The sequence below is a fragment of the Akkermansia massiliensis genome (genome assembly GCF_023516715.1).
In the GTDB taxonomy this organism is placed as follows: Bacteria; Verrucomicrobiota; Verrucomicrobiia; order Verrucomicrobiales; family Akkermansiaceae; genus Akkermansia; species Akkermansia massiliensis.
In genome coordinates this window covers 1,678,584-1,695,016 of record NZ_JAMGSI010000001.1, presented here as the reverse complement: position 1 = coordinate 1,695,016, position 16,433 = coordinate 1,678,584, and the positions used below count along the sequence as shown (strand labels likewise).

General features: G+C 58.9%; 13 protein-coding genes and 2 tRNA genes. 3 read left to right on the top strand and 12 right to left on the bottom strand.

All coding sequences use genetic code 11. The annotated features are described in order from the left end of the window. Positions 1-154: 154 nt before the first annotated feature. The 4 genes from M8N44_RS07240 to M8N44_RS07225 all read right to left on the bottom strand — a co-directional run bounded on the left by M8N44_RS07240 (position 155) and on the right by M8N44_RS07225 (position 2,490). Positions 155-712 (bottom strand): DNA mismatch repair MutL family protein, encoded by a 558-nt coding sequence (locus tag M8N44_RS07240; RefSeq protein ID WP_249853069.1) that lies wholly within the window; start codon positions 710-712, stop codon positions 155-157. A 119-nt stretch (positions 713-831) separates the two neighbouring features. After that, positions 832-2,058, bottom strand: coding sequence for a DNA mismatch repair endonuclease MutL (gene mutL, locus M8N44_RS07235; protein WP_249853068.1), 1,227 nt, complete (start codon positions 2,056-2,058; stop codon positions 832-834). 42 nt (positions 2,059-2,100) lie between these two features. Beyond that, positions 2,101-2,313 (bottom strand): sulfur carrier protein ThiS, encoded by a 213-nt coding sequence (thiS, locus tag M8N44_RS07230; protein WP_180975134.1) that lies wholly within the window; start codon positions 2,311-2,313, stop codon positions 2,101-2,103. A 101-nt stretch (positions 2,314-2,414) separates the two neighbouring features. Continuing rightward, positions 2,415-2,490 (bottom strand) — tRNA-Glu (locus M8N44_RS07225). A 216-nt stretch (positions 2,491-2,706) separates the two neighbouring features. Between M8N44_RS07225 and M8N44_RS07220 the strand changes: the two genes are divergently transcribed. Together M8N44_RS07220 and M8N44_RS07215 are read left to right on the top strand one after the other, a co-directional pair. Next, on the top strand, positions 2,707-3,111 hold the full coding sequence (locus tag M8N44_RS07220) for a hypothetical protein (protein WP_102727972.1): 405 nt from the start codon (positions 2,707-2,709) through the stop codon (positions 3,109-3,111). Positions 3,112-3,215: 104 nt separating this feature from the next. Next, positions 3,216-3,776 (top strand): kinetochore Spc7 family protein, encoded by a 561-nt coding sequence (locus tag M8N44_RS07215; protein ID WP_146021065.1) that lies wholly within the window; start codon positions 3,216-3,218, stop codon positions 3,774-3,776. An 855-nt stretch (positions 3,777-4,631) separates the two neighbouring features. Here the strand turns inward: M8N44_RS07215 and M8N44_RS07210 are convergent. The 8 genes from M8N44_RS07210 to kbl form a co-directional block, all read right to left on the bottom strand. Beyond that, on the bottom strand, positions 4,632-5,216 hold the full coding sequence (locus M8N44_RS07210; RefSeq protein ID WP_102727974.1) for a hypothetical protein: 585 nt from the start codon (positions 5,214-5,216) through the stop codon (positions 4,632-4,634). A gap of 109 nt (positions 5,217-5,325) precedes the next feature. Further along, a tRNA-Cys gene (locus M8N44_RS07205) sits at positions 5,326-5,400 on the bottom strand. A gap of 42 nt (positions 5,401-5,442) precedes the next feature. Beyond that, positions 5,443-5,733 carry a hypothetical protein gene (locus M8N44_RS07200; protein ID WP_146017935.1) on the bottom strand — a complete coding sequence of 97 codons (291 nt, stop codon included), beginning with the start codon at positions 5,731-5,733 and terminating at the stop codon, positions 5,443-5,445. Between the two features lie 667 nt (positions 5,734-6,400). Then, positions 6,401-6,979 (bottom strand): hypothetical protein, encoded by a 579-nt coding sequence (locus M8N44_RS07195; protein WP_022396999.1) that lies wholly within the window; start codon positions 6,977-6,979, stop codon positions 6,401-6,403. An 85-nt stretch (positions 6,980-7,064) separates the two neighbouring features. Continuing rightward, positions 7,065-9,812 (bottom strand): protein kinase domain-containing protein, encoded by a 2,748-nt coding sequence (locus M8N44_RS07190; RefSeq protein WP_102721353.1) that lies wholly within the window; start codon positions 9,810-9,812, stop codon positions 7,065-7,067. Positions 9,813-10,055: 243 nt separating this feature from the next. Next, entirely contained in the window at positions 10,056-10,826 is a 771-nt protein-coding gene (locus M8N44_RS07185) for a ParA family protein (protein WP_022397001.1), read from the bottom strand. A 174-nt stretch (positions 10,827-11,000) separates the two neighbouring features. After that, entirely contained in the window at positions 11,001-13,640 is a 2,640-nt protein-coding gene (locus M8N44_RS07180; RefSeq protein ID WP_102727977.1) for an SUMF1/EgtB/PvdO family nonheme iron enzyme, read from the bottom strand. Between the two features lie 14 nt (positions 13,641-13,654). After that, complete coding sequence (gene kbl / locus M8N44_RS07175; protein ID WP_022397003.1) at positions 13,655-14,854, bottom strand: glycine C-acetyltransferase; 1,200 nt, start codon at positions 14,852-14,854, stop codon at positions 13,655-13,657. Between the two features lie 404 nt (positions 14,855-15,258). Between kbl and M8N44_RS07170 the strand changes: the two genes are divergently transcribed. Beyond that, positions 15,259-16,413 (top strand): autotransporter outer membrane beta-barrel domain-containing protein, encoded by a 1,155-nt coding sequence (locus M8N44_RS07170; RefSeq protein ID WP_022397004.1) that lies wholly within the window; start codon positions 15,259-15,261, stop codon positions 16,411-16,413. The last annotated feature ends 20 nt before the right edge of the window (positions 16,414-16,433 follow it).

Sequence of the window (16,433 nt, the reverse complement as noted above, 5' to 3'; positions counted from 1 at the left end):
CAAAAACCGTATTCCTTCATTCTCTTGAACATTCCTTCGCTGGCTCCCGGTTTCCTTTCGGCCGCGGCAAAGGCCTGCTGCTCTTCTGCGCGGCCTTCCATTTCAAATGTGGAGCTGAAAGACCAGGTATCCGGCCTTCCGCTTTCCCGGCCCGTTACGCCTGGATGCCGAATTTGCGTTTGATCTCCGGAATGGAATAATTCACCAGCGTGGGCTTGCCGCCCGGGGTGCAGTACGGCACTTCGCAGGCCAGCAGTTCTTTCAGGATGGCCGGGGCGCGGTGCGGGGAAATACGTTCCTTCCAGGCGGATTTCCTGGCGATTTCCCCGATGAAGGTCTCATAAGCCATGCGTTTGGCGTTCCGGCTGAATTCGGACTGGGTGAGGCGGTCCACCAGCTCCAGCAGGAAGGCGCGGGCGTTCTCCAGTTCCAGCAGGGCGGGCAGGGATTCTATCCTGATCGTGTTCTGGCCGAAGGGCGTGACGGTCATTCCGGCCTGGTCAAAGTGGGGTGCGAACTGCTGGATAACGGCAAAATCCCGCGGGTCCAGGTCCAGTATCACCGGGTCCAGAAGCTGCTGGGACGGCATGGGCGCTTCCCGGTGCGCCCGCAGCCGTTCAAAGATGATGCGTTCCCGCGCGGCCCTGGGATGCATCAGCACCAGGCCCTCCGGCGTTTCAAACAGGGCGAATTGCTGGTGGAGGGTTCCCATATAGGTGAACCCGGCGGTGGCGTCCCTCTCCGGAGCGGCCTTTCCGCAGGCGTCCCTTGCGCCGCCGCCCTCCGCCTGATGCTGGAAATCCAGTTTCCCCTGGGTGGCGGGAACCTGCTTCAGGGGAATGGGGCGCAGGGGGGGAAGAGGAACAGCCTCCCGTGATTGCCTGCTGGGGGCGGGGAAAGGGAAGGGAGTTTGGAGGAAGGAGCGGGGGCCGTGCGGGGTTTTGCCGGAGGGAAGGCCTGGGAATTGTCCGCCCGGGAGGGTGTTTCCCCATGCGGCGCGGCGGAAGGCGGTTCCGGAGGGCCGCCGTCCGTCTCCGGCACGGCGGCGGAAGCGTGAATTTCCTGCCGGGCGTGTTTTTGGAGGGTGTTGGCAATCGCCTCCACAATGGTATTAACCACGTCCGCGGAACGGCGGAACCTCACCTCCTTCTTGGCGGGGTGCACGTTGACGTCCACCAGCGCGGGCTCCACCTCCATGTACAGGAAGAGCGCCGGATGCAGCCCGGTGGGAAAACCGCCGTAACCGTCCCGGATGGCCCGGTTGATGAGCTGGTCCTCCACGGGGCGGGTGTTCATGAAGACGTACTGCCCCTTTCTGGTGCGCCTGGCCTCGGAAAGCGGGAGCAGGAAGCCCGTGACGGAAATGCCGGGCCCGATGGTCGTTTCTATCGGAATCAGGGCTGCCGCCGTAGCCGCATCCGTCAGCGCGGAGATGCGGACGCGCAGGTCCGCCGTGGCCGGAAGGTCGAAGACGAGCTGGTCGTCCCGCTTGTAGGTAAAGCGCACCTGGGGATAGGCCAGGGCATGCAGGCGTATCTGGTGCTCCACATGGGAAGCCTCCGTCTCCGCGGATTTCAGGAACTTGCGGCGTGCCGGGGTATTGTAAAACAGGTCGGAGACCTCAATGGCGGTGCCGGGGGAGACGCCGGAACTTCTCGGCTCGTGCTCCAGCCCGCCGTCGATGCGTACTTCCCAGCCCTCCAGTGCCTGCTGCTGCCTGGTGCAGAGCTTGAAGCGGGAGACGCTGGCAATGCTGGGAATGGCCTCCCCGCGGAAGCCCAGGTGAGTGATTTCAAACAGGTCCTCCAGGGAGGAAAGCTTGCTGGTGGCGTGCCGCTTGGCGCACAGGCACGCGTCTTCCCGGGACATGCCGCAGCCGTCGTCCGTCACCTTGATCAGGCCCACGCCTCCGCGGCGTATCTCCACCCGCACGGATCTGGCTCCGGCGTCCAGGCTGTTTTCCACCAGCTCCTTCACGACGGAGGCGGGGCGTTCCACCACCTCGCCCGCCGCCACCTGGCTGGCAAGAGTGGGGGACATGACGTGGATGGAGGGCATGGCGGTGACGGATTGGGAAGGGAAATAAAGGAAAAAGGGAGCCTAGCCGCCGGCGACGATGGAGACGATTTCCACCCGGTCTCCGGGAGAAACCGTAACCCGGAAAAAATCCTGCGGCAGGAGCGCGGAGCCGTTGTGCTCCACGACGACGGGTTTGCCGTTCATGTTCAAGAGTTCCAGAAGCCGGGAAACGGAACAGGGTTCCGCCAGTCCATACGGGGCTCCGTTCAGCATAATTTCGTTCTGGGCTGCCATGGCGGAAGTAACCATACCACAACGGGTGGAAAAATCCAGAAACATACCGGGGGGATGGCGTAAAAAAGATTCCGGTTCAAGACGGAAGGAAAAGAAAAAACTGGCATCGCGTACGGGACTCGAACCCGTGTTGCCCGCGTGAAAGGCGGGAGTCCTAGACCGCTAGACGAACGCGACATTAGGTTTGCAGGGACTGCGCGACGGAGTAAACACAACCACCGCGCAAAAGGCAAGAACTATTTAACCAAGGCCGCAAAAAAGCGTACTTACGGGAGTTCCCTCCCTCATTCTTGAAAGTGTGAAAACAACCTGATTCACCAATACCAAGCCAATACAAAAAACTTGCATGCCAAATAATGCCAATATATAACGGCGGTATCTGCTACAAAAACTATGCGCTATCTGCTATCCATCCTTACTATCCTAGCCATCATTGGAACAGTATGGTACAATAACCATTTGACAGTACAACACGACCAGAACGTAAATGAACTGAACTCTCAACTGGAAAAGCTGCAACTCACTACAGAGCCCAAAATCAATAATCTGGAGAGAAAGATAAAGGAATCTTATGACACTCTTGACCTGGAAGAAGAAACATTCCGGAACAAGAGGGATGCGTTAGAAACTATCCTCAAACAAACACAAGCACAACAGGAACGAACAGCACAACAGAACGCGGAACGGGCTTTACGCCGTAAAAAGGCCGCTGTGGAAACAGCACTAGCTAACCGTGAATTAACTGCTAAGGAATGGGAAGTCACGCTGGCGACTTTTAAAACACGACGGGCAGAATAGCTAAATTACTTGATAAAAATAAACAACAGATAACTCTTAATAATAGGAAACTTGCTGACATCATTAAACGTGATACGGAAGACATAGCAAGACGGGAAGACGCTATGAGGTCCGCCGCCCGCGCATCAATGGCAAGCGGAAGGGCTGGAGGCCGTGGAACCTCTTATGCGATCATTGAAGCCAAGGAAGCCATGGAAAAAAAGCACAGGAACATGAACAAAGCGGTTGCCCTGCAAAACAGAAAACTCATGGAATCCATAGATACTATGGAAAAAGAATTGGTCCAAATGGACCGGGCGGAAGAAAAATTTATGCAATTGAACTCTCCGCATAATAAACCAGTTGCACACCTTGAACACTCTGAAGAATTCGTGGCAAAAGTGCCCGTAGGAGAAAAAGCACACCAGGACCTTCTAAAACTCCACGAGGAACACAAACTCTCCGTTAAAAAGCTTCAGAACACAATTAACGACCTACTGGACGCAAAAAATTCTTTAGAAACCAGGCTTAGCGACGTCCGCCGTGACATCAACAAGCAAAAAATGGATATTCAAGATAAGCATCAGCAAAGACTGAGAAACGCTCAATTCACAGGATACGCAATCATTGGAATTTTAGCAATTCTTACGCTCATTTCTTTTTCTTTTACAAATAGATACGCCTGATAAGTCACATTGCCTTCCTCTCTCTAGTCGTGTCCTCACAGGGTACGGCTTTTTTGTTGTCTAAACTCTAACTCTAACTGTCACTTTTGCCAAGGAGTGCAGCACTTCCTGTGTCCGGGCAGCAGCTTGAGAAGCCAAGGGGCGGCGGCCTGGCGCAATGGCGGAAGCTACCGAATGACCATTAGCCGGCCGTCAATGCATTCTTGGGGGATTGCGGTAGAATGGACCCTGACCATAACGGCCTAAAAGTTCATCGGCCGCAGGCACGCCTTTCTGGAACGGATTATGATGCCTTTTGGGAGTTCGTGGAAGATGAAGGCGGCGTGTCCCTGGGGCGGGAGCGGGATTATGACTGGATGCACTTTCAGTTTGCGCGGTTGTAAATAAATTGTAATAAAGGGGATATTCCTGTATATCCGCTTGCCGGGTTGGTCCCGGACTAAAGAAAGGAGGTGTAACATGTGATACTTAACCCCGAATTAGTAGTACGGCTGATGGAACTTATTATTGTTCTGACTAGCTAAAAGAAAGCCCCGGCCTGGTGACGCAGGCTGGGGCGATTTTTTAGAGGTGTATGCGATACACGAACTAGTAGTAATGCCAATATGTGCTAGAACCACTTTTTGTCAAGATAAATATTATCAGCTTTTATCAGCTTTTATCAAGTAATTTGGAAAGTGTATTTCTTACTTCGCTTTTTTCCGCGGGAGTCCCATTTGACGGTGCGGCCGTCATTTAACTGGAACGTCTTGCCGCCATAAGTGGAATTGAGCAGGAAGGAAAAGCGTTTATTGGAAGCTTGGGTGAGCTTATAGCGGGGTATCTTGCTTTCGTGTCCATCTTCGTCCTTTTCCGTTACAGATCAAGGTTGAGTTCCGGGTGTTTGCGGGTGCGCGGTTTGGGGGCGTCCTGCTTCTTTTTTTTGCGGGATTTCTTTTGAGCCTTCCGGCTGGTCCAAGATACTTGTGCAAGCTTGCGCAGGGCAGTCTTCCCGTATTTCCCGATAAGAGCTTGCGCTTGATCGGGTGTTAAGGAGTCAAGGAAATCGTTGCAGGCGTGCGCCCGCATGGATGATGCGGAAATGGTATCACTGGTCAGGAGAGCAAGGTCAGAATGCGACAAGTTTTCTACGGATTTTGGACAGTAGAGTTTGGCAAGCTTGTAAACGTTCCGGGTAACGCGTTGCGGGTGATGGCCGTTGCGAAAAAGGATAGTGAAAATACCGATAAGGATATGCAAACGGGCATCCGCTATTTCTTCTTTTACCACGTCAAGTTGATGGTGGTTTAGACCGCATTCATAGAGTGCTTTTGAGAGTTCCGGGAGGATGGGCGTGGCGTCAAAAGGCGCGCTCCATTGCTCCTGTGTTTCTCCGTGCGCATGCAACAGGTAGTCAAGCGCGTCTCCTTGAGCGTGGATAACAGAGGGGCTGGAACTCATACCGTACCCCCCCCTCCCGGGACAAGACTTGCTCCGAATGTGGAGCTAAAAACAAGAGGTTTACTACGTTTCTTGCTACGCTAAAGGCGTAAACGTTTGAAAGTAAACATGGAGGCGGGAGCGGGAATCGAACCCGCGAATAACGATTTTGCAGACCGTCGCCTTACCACTTGGCTACCCCGCCGCTGATGTTGTGCGCGGATACTAGGGGAAAGAACCGCGGGTGTCAATCTCGTTTTTGGAAAAGATGCGCTGTTTCTGCGGAAGGCTGTCCGGGAATCCGGCCACCTTCCGGATGGGGCGGCATTGCTTTCAAGGCGTCTTCCCGGGAGACGGCGGCGTTGATGGGCAAGTTCCTGGTTTCCTGCTTTTCCGCATAGTGAATGACAAGGCGGACGCGATCATATTTTTCCGGGAAAGTGCAGGTGAACGGGTGGAATTCGATCGGCCCCGAACGGCATCGCGCCATTTCTGTTTTCACGGGGATCCTGTGTCCCTCCCGGTCAAGGAATACCATGCCGGCATAGGGGAAGCTCACAGGATAAATGAGCCCGATGCTCCATGTGTTGGTTTCCGTATACGGATTCACCCTTATGTCCAGATGCGGGCATTTTTCCAGATTGGCTACGTCCGTCCCTTCCTCAAGAAAGGAGGAGATGCAGAGAGGGATGGAATACGCGGCGTTCGGACGGAGATCGATTTCCGTTTCTGGCAGAGTGGCCAGCCGCGCGCATTTCACCGGCACCTTTCCCTTGATCTGGATTCTTCCGTCTTGGGGGAAGGGGCGGTCCTTAACCAGAAGGCCCAGGGAGAATATGCCTTTGCCTGTTTCCTGTTCATAGGAATGATGGGAAATGCTGATGGACGTGTCTTTCAAAGAAATTCCATTTCCGCTTCTGATGCTCAGTCCTGTTGGACTGGCAGCTGCAGAGAGTACGGCGCGGGGGGAAGTGTAACTGCCGGTGAATAGGAAATAACGGTATTTCGGAAAGAAGCTGGTTAGTTGAAGCTTGATGGCCTTTCTGCAGAATGTTTCATGCCGCTCCCCCCTTGAAAGGGAGGGAATGAGCAGGAGGAAAAGGGCCGGAAGAAGCTTCATGGATGGCTGATGAACGAAAAGGGGGAGGGATACGGAGGCGCCTCCCGTGCAAAGCCGGAGCCGGAAAGATGGTTTATGGCGGTTTTTAACGGTTGGACAGCAGCTGCTTCATTTCCGGAAGACGGAAGTGCAGCGGAGGAAGCTCCTCCTCAAACGCGGCTGATTTTTCTTTCCTCAGGGCTTCCGCCCGTTCTTCCAGTTTCCGGGCTTCAGCCAGGATTTTGCGTATTTCCTGCCGCCCGCGGCCTATGTGGGAAACGGCCCGGGACGGGTCCGGCGTGAATTCCGGACCTCCCTTGAGGTATTTTTCAAAGTATTGCTGGTAGCGTTCCGCCAGTTCCCGCCCTCTGGCAAAGAGCTTGCGGTCTTCTTCCACATAGGCCGCCACGGCGGGGTCCACGTCTTTCGTGCTCAGGTCCGCCAGTTCTTCGTCCCGCTCCCGCAGCAGGTCCGCCGCGTCCCTGCTGCTTTCCGCCAGGCCGGGAAGGGTGGGATTCTTTTTCAGCTTCAGGAGGCGCTGCACCAGCGCATCGCTTTTTTCCGAGTATTCCGTATTGATGTCCGCCGCCTTTTTCCAGTAGGAGACGGTGGGGTCACCGCAGGAGGCCATCAGGAAGGCGGCCAGAAAGGGGAGCGTGCGGCGCAGGAAAGTAAGGGAAGTCATGTTCCTTTTGTAGCATTCCCGTGACGGGAATCAAGGCTGTTTTACGGGTCCCCGGCTTCTGCTTCTTATGAAAAGATGCTGAATCTTAATCGGTTCCGTTTCTGGAACGTTTCTTTTCCGCCGGAGGCGGCATTTCCACCACGCCGCTGCTGTTTCCGGGCGTCAGCAGGATTTCCACCTCCAGGGGCAGGGACGTATCCGCCAGCAGGCCTTCCGGGATGGAGATGCCGATGGGGGCAGAGCTTTTGCCGGGCAGCACTTCCTGGGGGGAGATGATGTCCAGAATGAGGCGTCCGTGCTGGAGAATGTTGATTTTGCTGATGGAGAAGGCATCCTTCATGCCCGTGTTATGCAGCGTGACGCCCTTGAGCTGGGATGGGGCGAACGGTCCCGGAACGGTGAAGCGCAGGATGGTGGATTCCCCCCTGGCAAGCGGCAGGGGGAGCCAGTACGCCGCAATGGGCGCCTCCGGGTTCAGGCTGTCCGTCAGGTAGGCGGATCCGTTGAGACGTTCCATCATCAGGCCGGAAAGCTCCGGGGAGGCGGGCACGCCCCAGCCCTGGGAGTACATGAGGGAGAGCAGGTACAGGGCTTCCTGGTCCCGGTACTGGACCGCCATTCTCAGGAACCGCGCCGCCTGGGCGTAATCCCGGGAGGCCAGAGGGGGCTGCTGTGGCAGGCGGGGAAAATAGGAGGGGATGTCCATGAGCAGGATGCCCAGCTCCTTCATGGCCTCATAGCATCCTCCGGTGGCGGAACGGTAGAGCCATTCCACCCCTTCTTCCGGCCTGGGGCCGCCGGGGCAGTCAGGAGACATGAGGAGTTTCCCCAATACCTGCTGGGCCACCGGGTAGCCGGCTTTGGACAGTTGTTCCAGAGCCGCCAGCATGTCCGGCGTGGCGTTCGCCAGGCCGAGAACGTTCCCGTGCCCCGGGGAAGGCGTGGTGACTGCCGCCACGAGCCCCTTGTAGGCAGGGTCATGCATCAGGGCCGGTTCCGGCGCCGCGGGGGCGATGATGAAGCGGATTTTAGGGAAGGCCTCCTCCGTGCGTTCCGTCTCGCTTTTGAAGCACGCCATTTGCATGGGGACGGCCTTGTGGGCGGCGGTTTCAAAGGCGTATGTGTAGGCGCGGTCCGTGGAGAGCTCCGGCAGGGCCGGGAAGAAGAAGGTGGAGGTGGATTGCCCCGGCACCGTGAAGGAGGGGACGGAGTTGACGGAACGGTCCACCAGGGCTCCGTTGGAGTCCCGGATGGTGAGGTGCAGTTCCTCCCCTCCGGTGGCCGGAGGGATAATCTGGAGGTAGATGCAGGAGATGCGTAGCTTTTCCGGCAGGATGGAGGGGATGCCGGAACGGGTCAGAATCGTATCGTCCAGGCGCAGCTGGAATTCCTTCAGCGTCCGCGGTTCCAGCGCCGCGTCTTCCGTCATTCTGAGCTCCGGGATGCGGATGGATGCCAGGTCCCGGGGCGGAGGGGCCAATTCCTTCCCGTTGGCGGCCGGCTGCTGGATGGCCTCCTTGATGGTATTGATGGTGGTGCCCATGGGGGCCTTTTTCAGGTAGTCCATCAGGTAGAACGCCGCTGCGCCCAGCAGCAGGGTGCAGACGCTCCCCACCATCAGGAACATCATGTGGCGGTTGCGGCGGAGGGTGCGCGCGGACAGCCTGCGGGAGGAGGAATGAAGTCCGCCCGTCCCGGCGGTGGCCTTTTTGTTCCCGGAATTCTTCTCCGCGCAGGGATGCGGCATTCCTTCCGGATGAATGTGGCGGATGTCCGCCGGGGATACCTGGATGGTGGCGGAGGATTCTTCCCCGGAAATGGCGCAAATGTCGTGAATCCATTCACGGGCCGTCTGGTAGCGGCAGCTGGTCTGGGGAGCCAGCGCCTTGTCCAGCGAAAGCAGGAACTGCCGCGAGTAATAGCGGGTGAGCACGGGGTCGCTGTGCAGCGGCGGCATGCCGTCTTCCGTCAGGCGCACTTCCGCCCGTTCCGGCGGGTGGCCCGTGAGGAGGGCGTAAAAGGTGGCGCCTACGGAATAAAGGTCGCTCCAGGGGCCGATGTTCGTTTTCCCCAGCGCCTGTTCCGGGGAGGAATACCCCTGGGTGGTCAGGACGGTGGCGGCATGCAGCTTCAGGGCATGGCGCGCCGCGCCGAAGTCGATCAGCACGGGCGTGCCTTCCTCCGTCAGCAGGATGTTGCCGGGCTTGATGTCACGGTGGTAGATGTGCCTGGAATGGAGGTAGTCCAGAATCCGCAGCAGGCGGGTCAGCAGGCCCTTGAGTTCGTCCTCCGTGTAGCGGTGCCCGGTGCTGTGGAGTTTCTCCCCCAGGTAGTCCAGGGAAAGCCCGGTGATGTTCTCCATGGCGAAGTAGGCGGTGCCGTTGGCTTCAAAAACGGACAGGATTCTGACGATGCCGGGATGGTTGAGCTCCGCCAGCGTCTGGGCCTCGCTCAGGAAACTCTTCAGGGCCCAGGTGTAGTTTTCCAGGTCGTGCTCGTTGTTGGGCCGGATATGCCCGGTCAGCGGGTCCCGGTAGGAGCAGCTGGAGGGGAAGTTTTCCTTGATGACCACGTTGCGGTTCAGGAACAGGTCCTTCGCCAGGTAGGTGATGCCGAAGCCCCCGCTGCCCAGGACGCGGATGATTTCATACTGTTCCAGGCGCGTGCCGGGGGCCAGCTCCCTCTGGTAAACGAAAAAGGCGCCTTTTTCTTCCGCGTGGGGGAGAGGGGGGCGTCCGGGCAGAATCTGTTCCAGGCCTGTCGTTGGAGCGGGAGGCGGGACTTGCCCTGTCGTCCGGGGCTGGTCGTCTGGCTGGCCTTCTTCTGCTGGCATGAGGGAAAGTTCCTGAAGCGGAGCTGGAGGCATTCTCATATGCCGGGTGCGGCAAGTCAAGGTGAATGCCTGTTTTCCTCCGTATCAGGACTGCCGCCTGTGCGTAGTATCTAAAACGGCGCAAGTAGAATGGAAGGAATAAACCTAAAGGGAGAGATGAAGGCGGGGGATTCTTTCTGCCTTGTCCTTCCTGTACGCCATGTTCATGAAGTCCGTTCCCGTGAAAGCCGTTCCTTCGCGTTTTCAGGATTTGTGGCGTCTGATGAATTCCCGTGCGGCTTTCAGGTAGGCTTCCGCCGCCGTTCCGGAAGGATCGTGTTCAAAGATGGTGTGGCCGAAGCTGGGCGCTTCCCCGAGCCGGATGGAGCGGGGAATGACCGTCTTGTACAGCATCTGGGGCAGGTGCTGTTCCACCTGGTCAATGACCTGGCGGGAAAGGTTGGTGCGGCCGTCGTACATGGTCATCAGCACCCCTTCATGCCTGATGCGGGGATTGGCTCCGCTGGCGCAGATCTGCGCCGTCACGTGCAGGATTTTGGCCAATCCTTCCAGCCCGAACCATTCGCATTGCAGGGGAGTCAGCACTTCGTCGCAGGCGGCCAGGGCGGAGGTCATCAGGACTCCCAGGGAAGGAGGCGTATCCATGATGCAGTAATCATAGGCATCCGACTCCCGCAGGGGAGCGAGCGTTTCCCGGAGCCGGGTCAGGTGGTTGCCGGAGCGGGCCAGTTCTATTTCCACGCCGGCCAGGTCCATGGTGGAGGGAATGATGTCCAGCCGTTTTCTGCCGGAAGGCAGGATGCACTCTTCCGCCGCAAGCTGGCCGAGCAGGGCCGGGTACAGGCTGGGCATGTCTTTTCCGTCAATGCCCATGCCGCTGGTGGCATTGGCCTGCGGATCCAGGTCAATGACAAGGATTTTCTTCTTCAGCTGGGCCAGGGCGGCGGCCAGGTTGATGGCCGTGGTGGTTTTTCCCACTCCCCCCTTCTGGTTGGCGATGGCGATGATTTTCATTCGGGAAAAGGGTGCGGGGAAAAGGTAGCATAACGGGAGGCCCTTTCAACCATTTTCCCGGAGAGGCGGGGCGGCCTGCGGGCTGCAGCGGACCTTTCCCTTTAGGGAACGGCTTGTTGCGTGGAACGGAGGAGCAGGGGAAATCTGCTGCTGCGGGGGCGGTGTGCCCCGGCGTCAGGGTGCCGTGGGAACGGCGGGGCGGTCGGAAGACAGGATGAGGCGGAAGCCCAGCGCGTCATCCCGCGTGTTTTCCGGCAGGGGGGTGCGGATGGAGGTGGTGAGCTGCTTGGGGCGGAAGGAGAGGTAGCTGCCTCCGCGGGCCACTCCGTAATTGCGGATGGGGAGGGACTCCGGCCCTCCGTAGGAATCGTCCACCCATTCCATGACGTTCCCCTCCAGGTCGTACAGGCCTAGATGGTTGGGCGGGAAGGTCTTCACGGGGGCCGTGTACGGCTGCCCGTCCTCATACCCCACGATGACGCGGGAGGAAGGAAGGTAAATCAGGGCGGACTGGTCCGCAAAATTGCCTGTTCTGTCCGGCGGCGGCCAGGAGAACCCCCACGGGAACACCTCCCGGGAGTTTTCATGGGGCAGCGTCTTTTCATAGGGGGAGGATCCCTTTTCATCCGTCAGGCGCACCCAGGAGCTCCATTCCTCGTCTTTGGGCAGGCGGTAGGAGTCGTGCTGGTCGATCAGGCCCTGGGCCCGCTCCTTGTTGGTGAGCCATTTGGCAAAGGCGCGCGCGTCCTGCCTGCTGACGTTTACCACCGGGTGGTTTTCCCCCTGGGGGAAGCCGGGCCGAGCCGGAGCCTTCCTGCCCGTGGCTTTCAGGAACTGCTGGAAGTCCTTCACGCGCACCTCATGGGACATGACCAGCGCGTTTCCTCCCACGGGCGCCAGGTCCATGCCCAGGCTGTTGGTCCAGGGCGAGCCGAAGACGACGGACTTGTCCGGCTCCAGCTGGAGGGAAAGGTATAAATCCTGCGGGTCCAGCCCCCGGCGCCGCATGGTGGCGTGCCCCGGCAGTTTGATTTCAATCACGTAGGGCACCTGGTTGACGTATTCCTCAATGGGCGTGCGGCCGATCAGCCTGTTGTTGAAAAAGACGCTGGCGCCCGGCGGATTGGTGGTGACGGTGATGGGGACCTGGAACACGCGCGTGACGTTCAGGACGTAGGCGCTGTGGCCGTCCGCGCTGCCGGACGTCTGCGGCAGCGGGTCCGCATTGATGGAAAACTCCTTGCCCAGCAGTCCCTCCCGTTCGCATTTCTTGTTCAGCCACGCCAGGTAGGCCGTGATGCCGTCCTGCGTGAGCAGGGCCACGTCCTTTTCCGGATGGCCCGGTTCCGCCTGCTCCCTCTTCATCTGGTAGTTTCCCTTCTGGTGGTCCTCCTTCAGGAACTTGTTGAACAGGGCGGCGGTGAGAGGGCCTTGCGCCACATGGCGCGTTTCCGCGGGAATGTAGGTGACTCCCTCCGTATCCTTCCACGGCTGGCTGTCCGTGGGGGGATGGTATTCCTTCAGCACGCCGCCCAGGGCCAGCGTGGAGCCGCCCTTGACGGTTCCCGCCTCCTCCTTGTCCGCGAAGCCCGATTTCTTGATGGTATAGGCCACGGAGGAACCGGAGGGCAGTTCAATGGGGCCGTAGGGCGTTTCATCCAGGTAATTGCCGTCCGCATCATAAACGGACGCTCCCGCCGGGGAGCTGGTCACCAGCACGTACCCGGTCCGGGACTCCTCCTCCGGTGCGGAGGAGTGGGTTTCCGGGCGCACGTCCGCGGCAGGTTCCTCCGCGGGATGCTGGCTATTGTTGAGCCACAGGGCCCCCCAGTAGGCGGTCAGGGCTCCCGCGACGGCGGCGGCCAGCAGCTGGAGGGTGCGCCTGAGCTTGCGGCGCTTCTTTTTCTTCTGGAGGCGGAAGCGGGTAGGCACTTCATACCCCCGCAGAACGTCTATTTTCTCCGCCAGCTCTTCCGCGGAATCAATGGCGCACTCCTCCACGCGGGGTTCCGCCGCCTGGCAGATGATGGTGTTGAACGCCTGCCACTTCTTGCGCACGGTGCCTTCCGGCAGATCATCCGGAAGCGCGGGAAAATCCATGCGGTCCTTTCCCGTGCTGATTTCATATAAAACCTTGGCCAGCGCGTAAACGTCCGCCCGCCGGGTGCCGGGGCCGTCCGGGGGGATGAACCCCTCCGTGCCTACAAAGCTGCGCTGGTCCAGATGGGCCACCAGGCCGATGTCCGCCAGCTTGGGCCGTCCGTTGACGAAGATGACGTTGGCCGGCTTGATGTCCCGGTGCGTCAGGTTCTTGCTGTGCAGGTACAGCAGGGCGTGGGCCAGCTGGCTGCCTACCTCCAGGCAGTAATCCAGGGGCAGCGGCTTGTTGCCGGAAAACTTCTTGTCCGTCTGGAGCGTGCGGGGAATATACTCGTCCGGCGTGATGTGGACCCCGGTGCGGGCGTCGTCGCCCAGCTCCATGACGTAATAGTAAAACGGGGAATCCTGGTCGTGCCTCCCCACGTGCAGGATGTGGACCAGCCCCGGATGGTTGCGGGCGATGGGTTCATACTGCAGGATGCCTTCAAACTCACGGTTGAACGTGCGCTCATCCTCAAAATCCTCACGCCAGACGATTTTCACGGCGCGCCACGCCCCGGTCAGGGACCTGGCCAGCCAGACCTCCCCGTATGCGCCGCTGCCTATCTGGCGCACGACTTCGTGGTCCGGAATGGAAGGAGTGGGACGCACCACCCGTTTGACGGGCAGCGTCGGCAGATTGCCGCCGGGCATGGGTGATGCGTCCGAAGTCATGGAGGGTGCAGGAATCAGGAAATAACTCCCAGGTTCTTGCCCACCTTGCAGAAGGCTTCAATCGCCTTGTCCAGCTGTTCGCGGGTGTGGGCGGCGGAAATCTGCGTGCGGATGCGGGCCTGCCCCTTGGGAACGACGGGGTAGAAGAAGCCGACGGCGTACACGCCTTCGTCCAGAAGCTGGGCGGAGAAATTCTGGGACAGCACGGCGTCCCCCAGCATCACCGGGGAAATGGGGTGGTCCTTGCCGCCGATGGTGAAGCCCGCGGCCGTCATGGCGTCGCGGAAATACTTGGTATTCGCTTCCACGCGGTCGCGCGCTTCCGTGGACTGTTCCAGCAGGTCCAGCACCTTGATGGAGGCGGCCACGATGGCGGGGGCCACGCTGTTGGAGAACAGGTAAGGGCGCGCCTTCTGGCGCAGGACGTCCACCACTTCCTTCGGGCCGGAAACATAGCCGCCGGAGGCGCCCCCCAGGGCCTTGCCCAGGGTGCCGGTAGTGATGTCTATGTTGCCGAACAGGCCGCGGTATTCGTGCGTGCCGCGGCCCCGCTTGCCCAGGAAACCCGTGGCGTGGCAGTCGTCAAAATGGACGATGGCGTTGTACCTGGCGGCCAGCTCGTGAATCTTGTCCAGCTGGGCGATGATGCCGTCCATGGAAAACACGCCGTCCGTGGAAATCAGCTTCACGCGGGCTCCGGCGGCATCCGCTTCCTGGAGCTTGGCTTCCAGGTCCGCCATGTCGTTGTTGGCGTAGCGGAAGCGCTTGGCCTTGCAGAGGCGCACGCCGTCAATGATGGAGGCGTGGTTCAGGGAATCGGAAATAATGGCGTCGTCCGCGGTCAGGAGGCCTTCAAACAGGCCGCCGTTGGCGTCAAAGCAGGAGGGGAACAGAATCGTGTCTTCCGTGCCGAGGAACTGGGAAAGGCGTTCCTCAAGCTGGCGGTGCAGGGTCTGCGTGCCGCAGATGAACCGCACGGAAGCCATGCCGAAGCCCCATTCGTCAATGGCTTTCTTGGCGGCCTCCATCACTTCCGGATTATTGGCCAGGCCCAGGTAATTGTTGGCGCACATGTTGATGACGGAGCGTCCGTCCTTTAGCGTCACCTGGGAATATTGCTGGGAGGCGATGAAGCGTTCTTCCTTGTACAGACCTTCCGCACGCAGTCCGTCCAGGGTGGAAGTGAGGATGTTTTTGAATTCGGGGGTATACATGTCGAATAATGGAATATGAATTGAAATAGCCAGCAAGTGAACGATCAAGGATCACACGGTTGCTCCCGCACCTTTATCATTATTGAGCCGTGAAGAAAAGCTTAAAGAACACAAATTGAAGGCCGGGAGAGGACGGAACGGAGAAGCGGAACCCCTCCGCTTATCCCGCGGTGACGGGAAAAACGGGAGCCGGTCAGAGGGGTGCGTTTCCTGAAGAAAAAGAACAGGGAAAAACAGGAAAAATACTAACCGGTCCGGAATGCATGAACGGCAGGCGGGGACGGGCAGGGAGGAGTTCTCCGGAGTATGGGAAATGCATTTGATACACAAAACAGGCATCAGCGTGCGCTTGAAAAATGAAGGCCGGTTCCAACATCCGACCATTAAACCCATCATACCCGATCATGAAACTATCCCGTATTTCCTTATGGAGCCTGACCCTGGCAGGATGCCTGCCTGCCGTGCGCGCCGAATCCTGGAACCAGTTCCCGGAAAGCGGTCCGGAAACCACGCTGGATTCCATGTGGGCGTCCGCGGCTTATGTGCAGACGCTGGTGGAAGCCTCCTCCGCCCAGATAAATATCTCCCGTTTTCAGCAGAAGGGACCGTCCAACCTGTGGGCGGGCGCTCTGGGCAGCTTTGGCGATGCCGGAATCCGGAACAACCAGCCTTCCTTTGACTACTCAGCCGCCGGCTACGCGCTGGGGTATGACTACGGCACGTATGGAGAAAAATCCGGTTCCCTGCTGGGTCTGGCGTTCGGGCAGATGTTCGGGCACCAGAACATTCAGGAAATGCCGGACTATCCGGACGGTCCCCTAGAGGGAGACCGCTTCCGGCAGTCTGCGTGGATGGCCAACCTGTACGGCGCCTTCTTCCGGGAAACGGGCCCGCGGTCCAGCCTGCTTCTTGCCGCGAATGCGGCCTTCGGCAGTACGGAAAACAAATGCCGCCACAGTGATGCGTGGGGAAACGCCTCCAAGTGGAACTCGGAAACGTTCCAGGCGGGGCTTTCCGCCTCCTGGCGCTATCAGGTGACGAACTCCTTCAGCGTGATCCCCTTTATGGGAGTAACGTATGTGCACGGAGCCAACAAGGTGAAAAGGGATGACCGGGGCGGTTACGGCGATTCCTCCTGGTGGGGGGATTACTGGTGGGACGACGACGACTGGGACGATGACGATGATGATAACCAGCGGCGGGACAACCGGGGCACGTTTGACAATGTGTCCCTGGCGATGGGGGTGACGCTGGAACACGTTCTCCGCCTGTCCGGAAACACCGTATGGATCAATGCCCTGTCCGGGAGCTACTGCCCGGACATCTACCGGAACGATCCCCATTACACGTTCCGGGACGGCTGGTGGGAAGGGGATGAATACCGGGAATCCCGGTACAAGGGGAAGGGCTACTCTCCCGGAAAGCAGTCATTCAAAGTCAAGCTGCTGTCCAGAATGGTCTTCAATGACAGATGCTCCGTCTTCGCCTCCTACCAGGCGCATTTCAGGGAATCCTTCCTGGAGCATCAGGCGGCGCTGGGCGTCTCCGTCTCCTTCTGAACATTGATGCTGCCGGGGGA

What these genes read in the sequence shown, in the direction of transcription:
- M8N44_RS07195 (WP_022396999.1), bottom strand. Translation starts at nt 6,979, where the DNA reads ATGACTTCCCTTACTTTCCTGCGCCGCACGCTCCCCTTTCTGGCCGCC.
- M8N44_RS07180 (WP_102727977.1), bottom strand. Translation starts at nt 13,640, where the DNA reads ATGACTTCGGACGCATCACCCATGCCCGGCGGCAATCTGCCGACGCTG.
- M8N44_RS07210 (WP_102727974.1), bottom strand. Translation starts at nt 5,216, where the DNA reads ATGAGTTCCAGCCCCTCTGTTATCCACGCTCAAGGAGACGCGCTTGAC.
- mutL (WP_249853068.1), bottom strand. Translation starts at nt 2,058, where the DNA reads ATGCCCTCCATCCACGTCATGTCCCCCACTCTTGCCAGCCAGGTGGCG.
- M8N44_RS07185 (WP_022397001.1), bottom strand. Translation starts at nt 10,826, where the DNA reads ATGAAAATCATCGCCATCGCCAACCAGAAGGGGGGAGTGGGAAAAACC.
- M8N44_RS07200 (WP_146017935.1), bottom strand. Translation starts at nt 5,733, where the DNA reads ATGGTATTCCTTGACCGGGAGGGACACAGGATCCCCGTGAAAACAGAA.
- M8N44_RS07170 (WP_022397004.1), top strand. Translation starts at nt 15,259, where the DNA reads ATGAAACTATCCCGTATTTCCTTATGGAGCCTGACCCTGGCAGGATGC.
- M8N44_RS07220 (WP_102727972.1), top strand. Translation starts at nt 2,707, where the DNA reads ATGCGCTATCTGCTATCCATCCTTACTATCCTAGCCATCATTGGAACA.
- M8N44_RS07215 (WP_146021065.1), top strand. Translation starts at nt 3,216, where the DNA reads ATGAGGTCCGCCGCCCGCGCATCAATGGCAAGCGGAAGGGCTGGAGGC.
- M8N44_RS07190 (WP_102721353.1), bottom strand. Translation starts at nt 9,812, where the DNA reads ATGCCAGCAGAAGAAGGCCAGCCAGACGACCAGCCCCGGACGACAGGG.
- M8N44_RS07240 (WP_249853069.1), bottom strand. Translation starts at nt 712, where the DNA reads ATGGGAACCCTCCACCAGCAATTCGCCCTGTTTGAAACGCCGGAGGGC.
- kbl (WP_022397003.1), bottom strand. Translation starts at nt 14,854, where the DNA reads ATGTATACCCCCGAATTCAAAAACATCCTCACTTCCACCCTGGACGGA.
- thiS (WP_180975134.1), bottom strand. Translation starts at nt 2,313, where the DNA reads ATGGCAGCCCAGAACGAAATTATGCTGAACGGAGCCCCGTATGGACTG.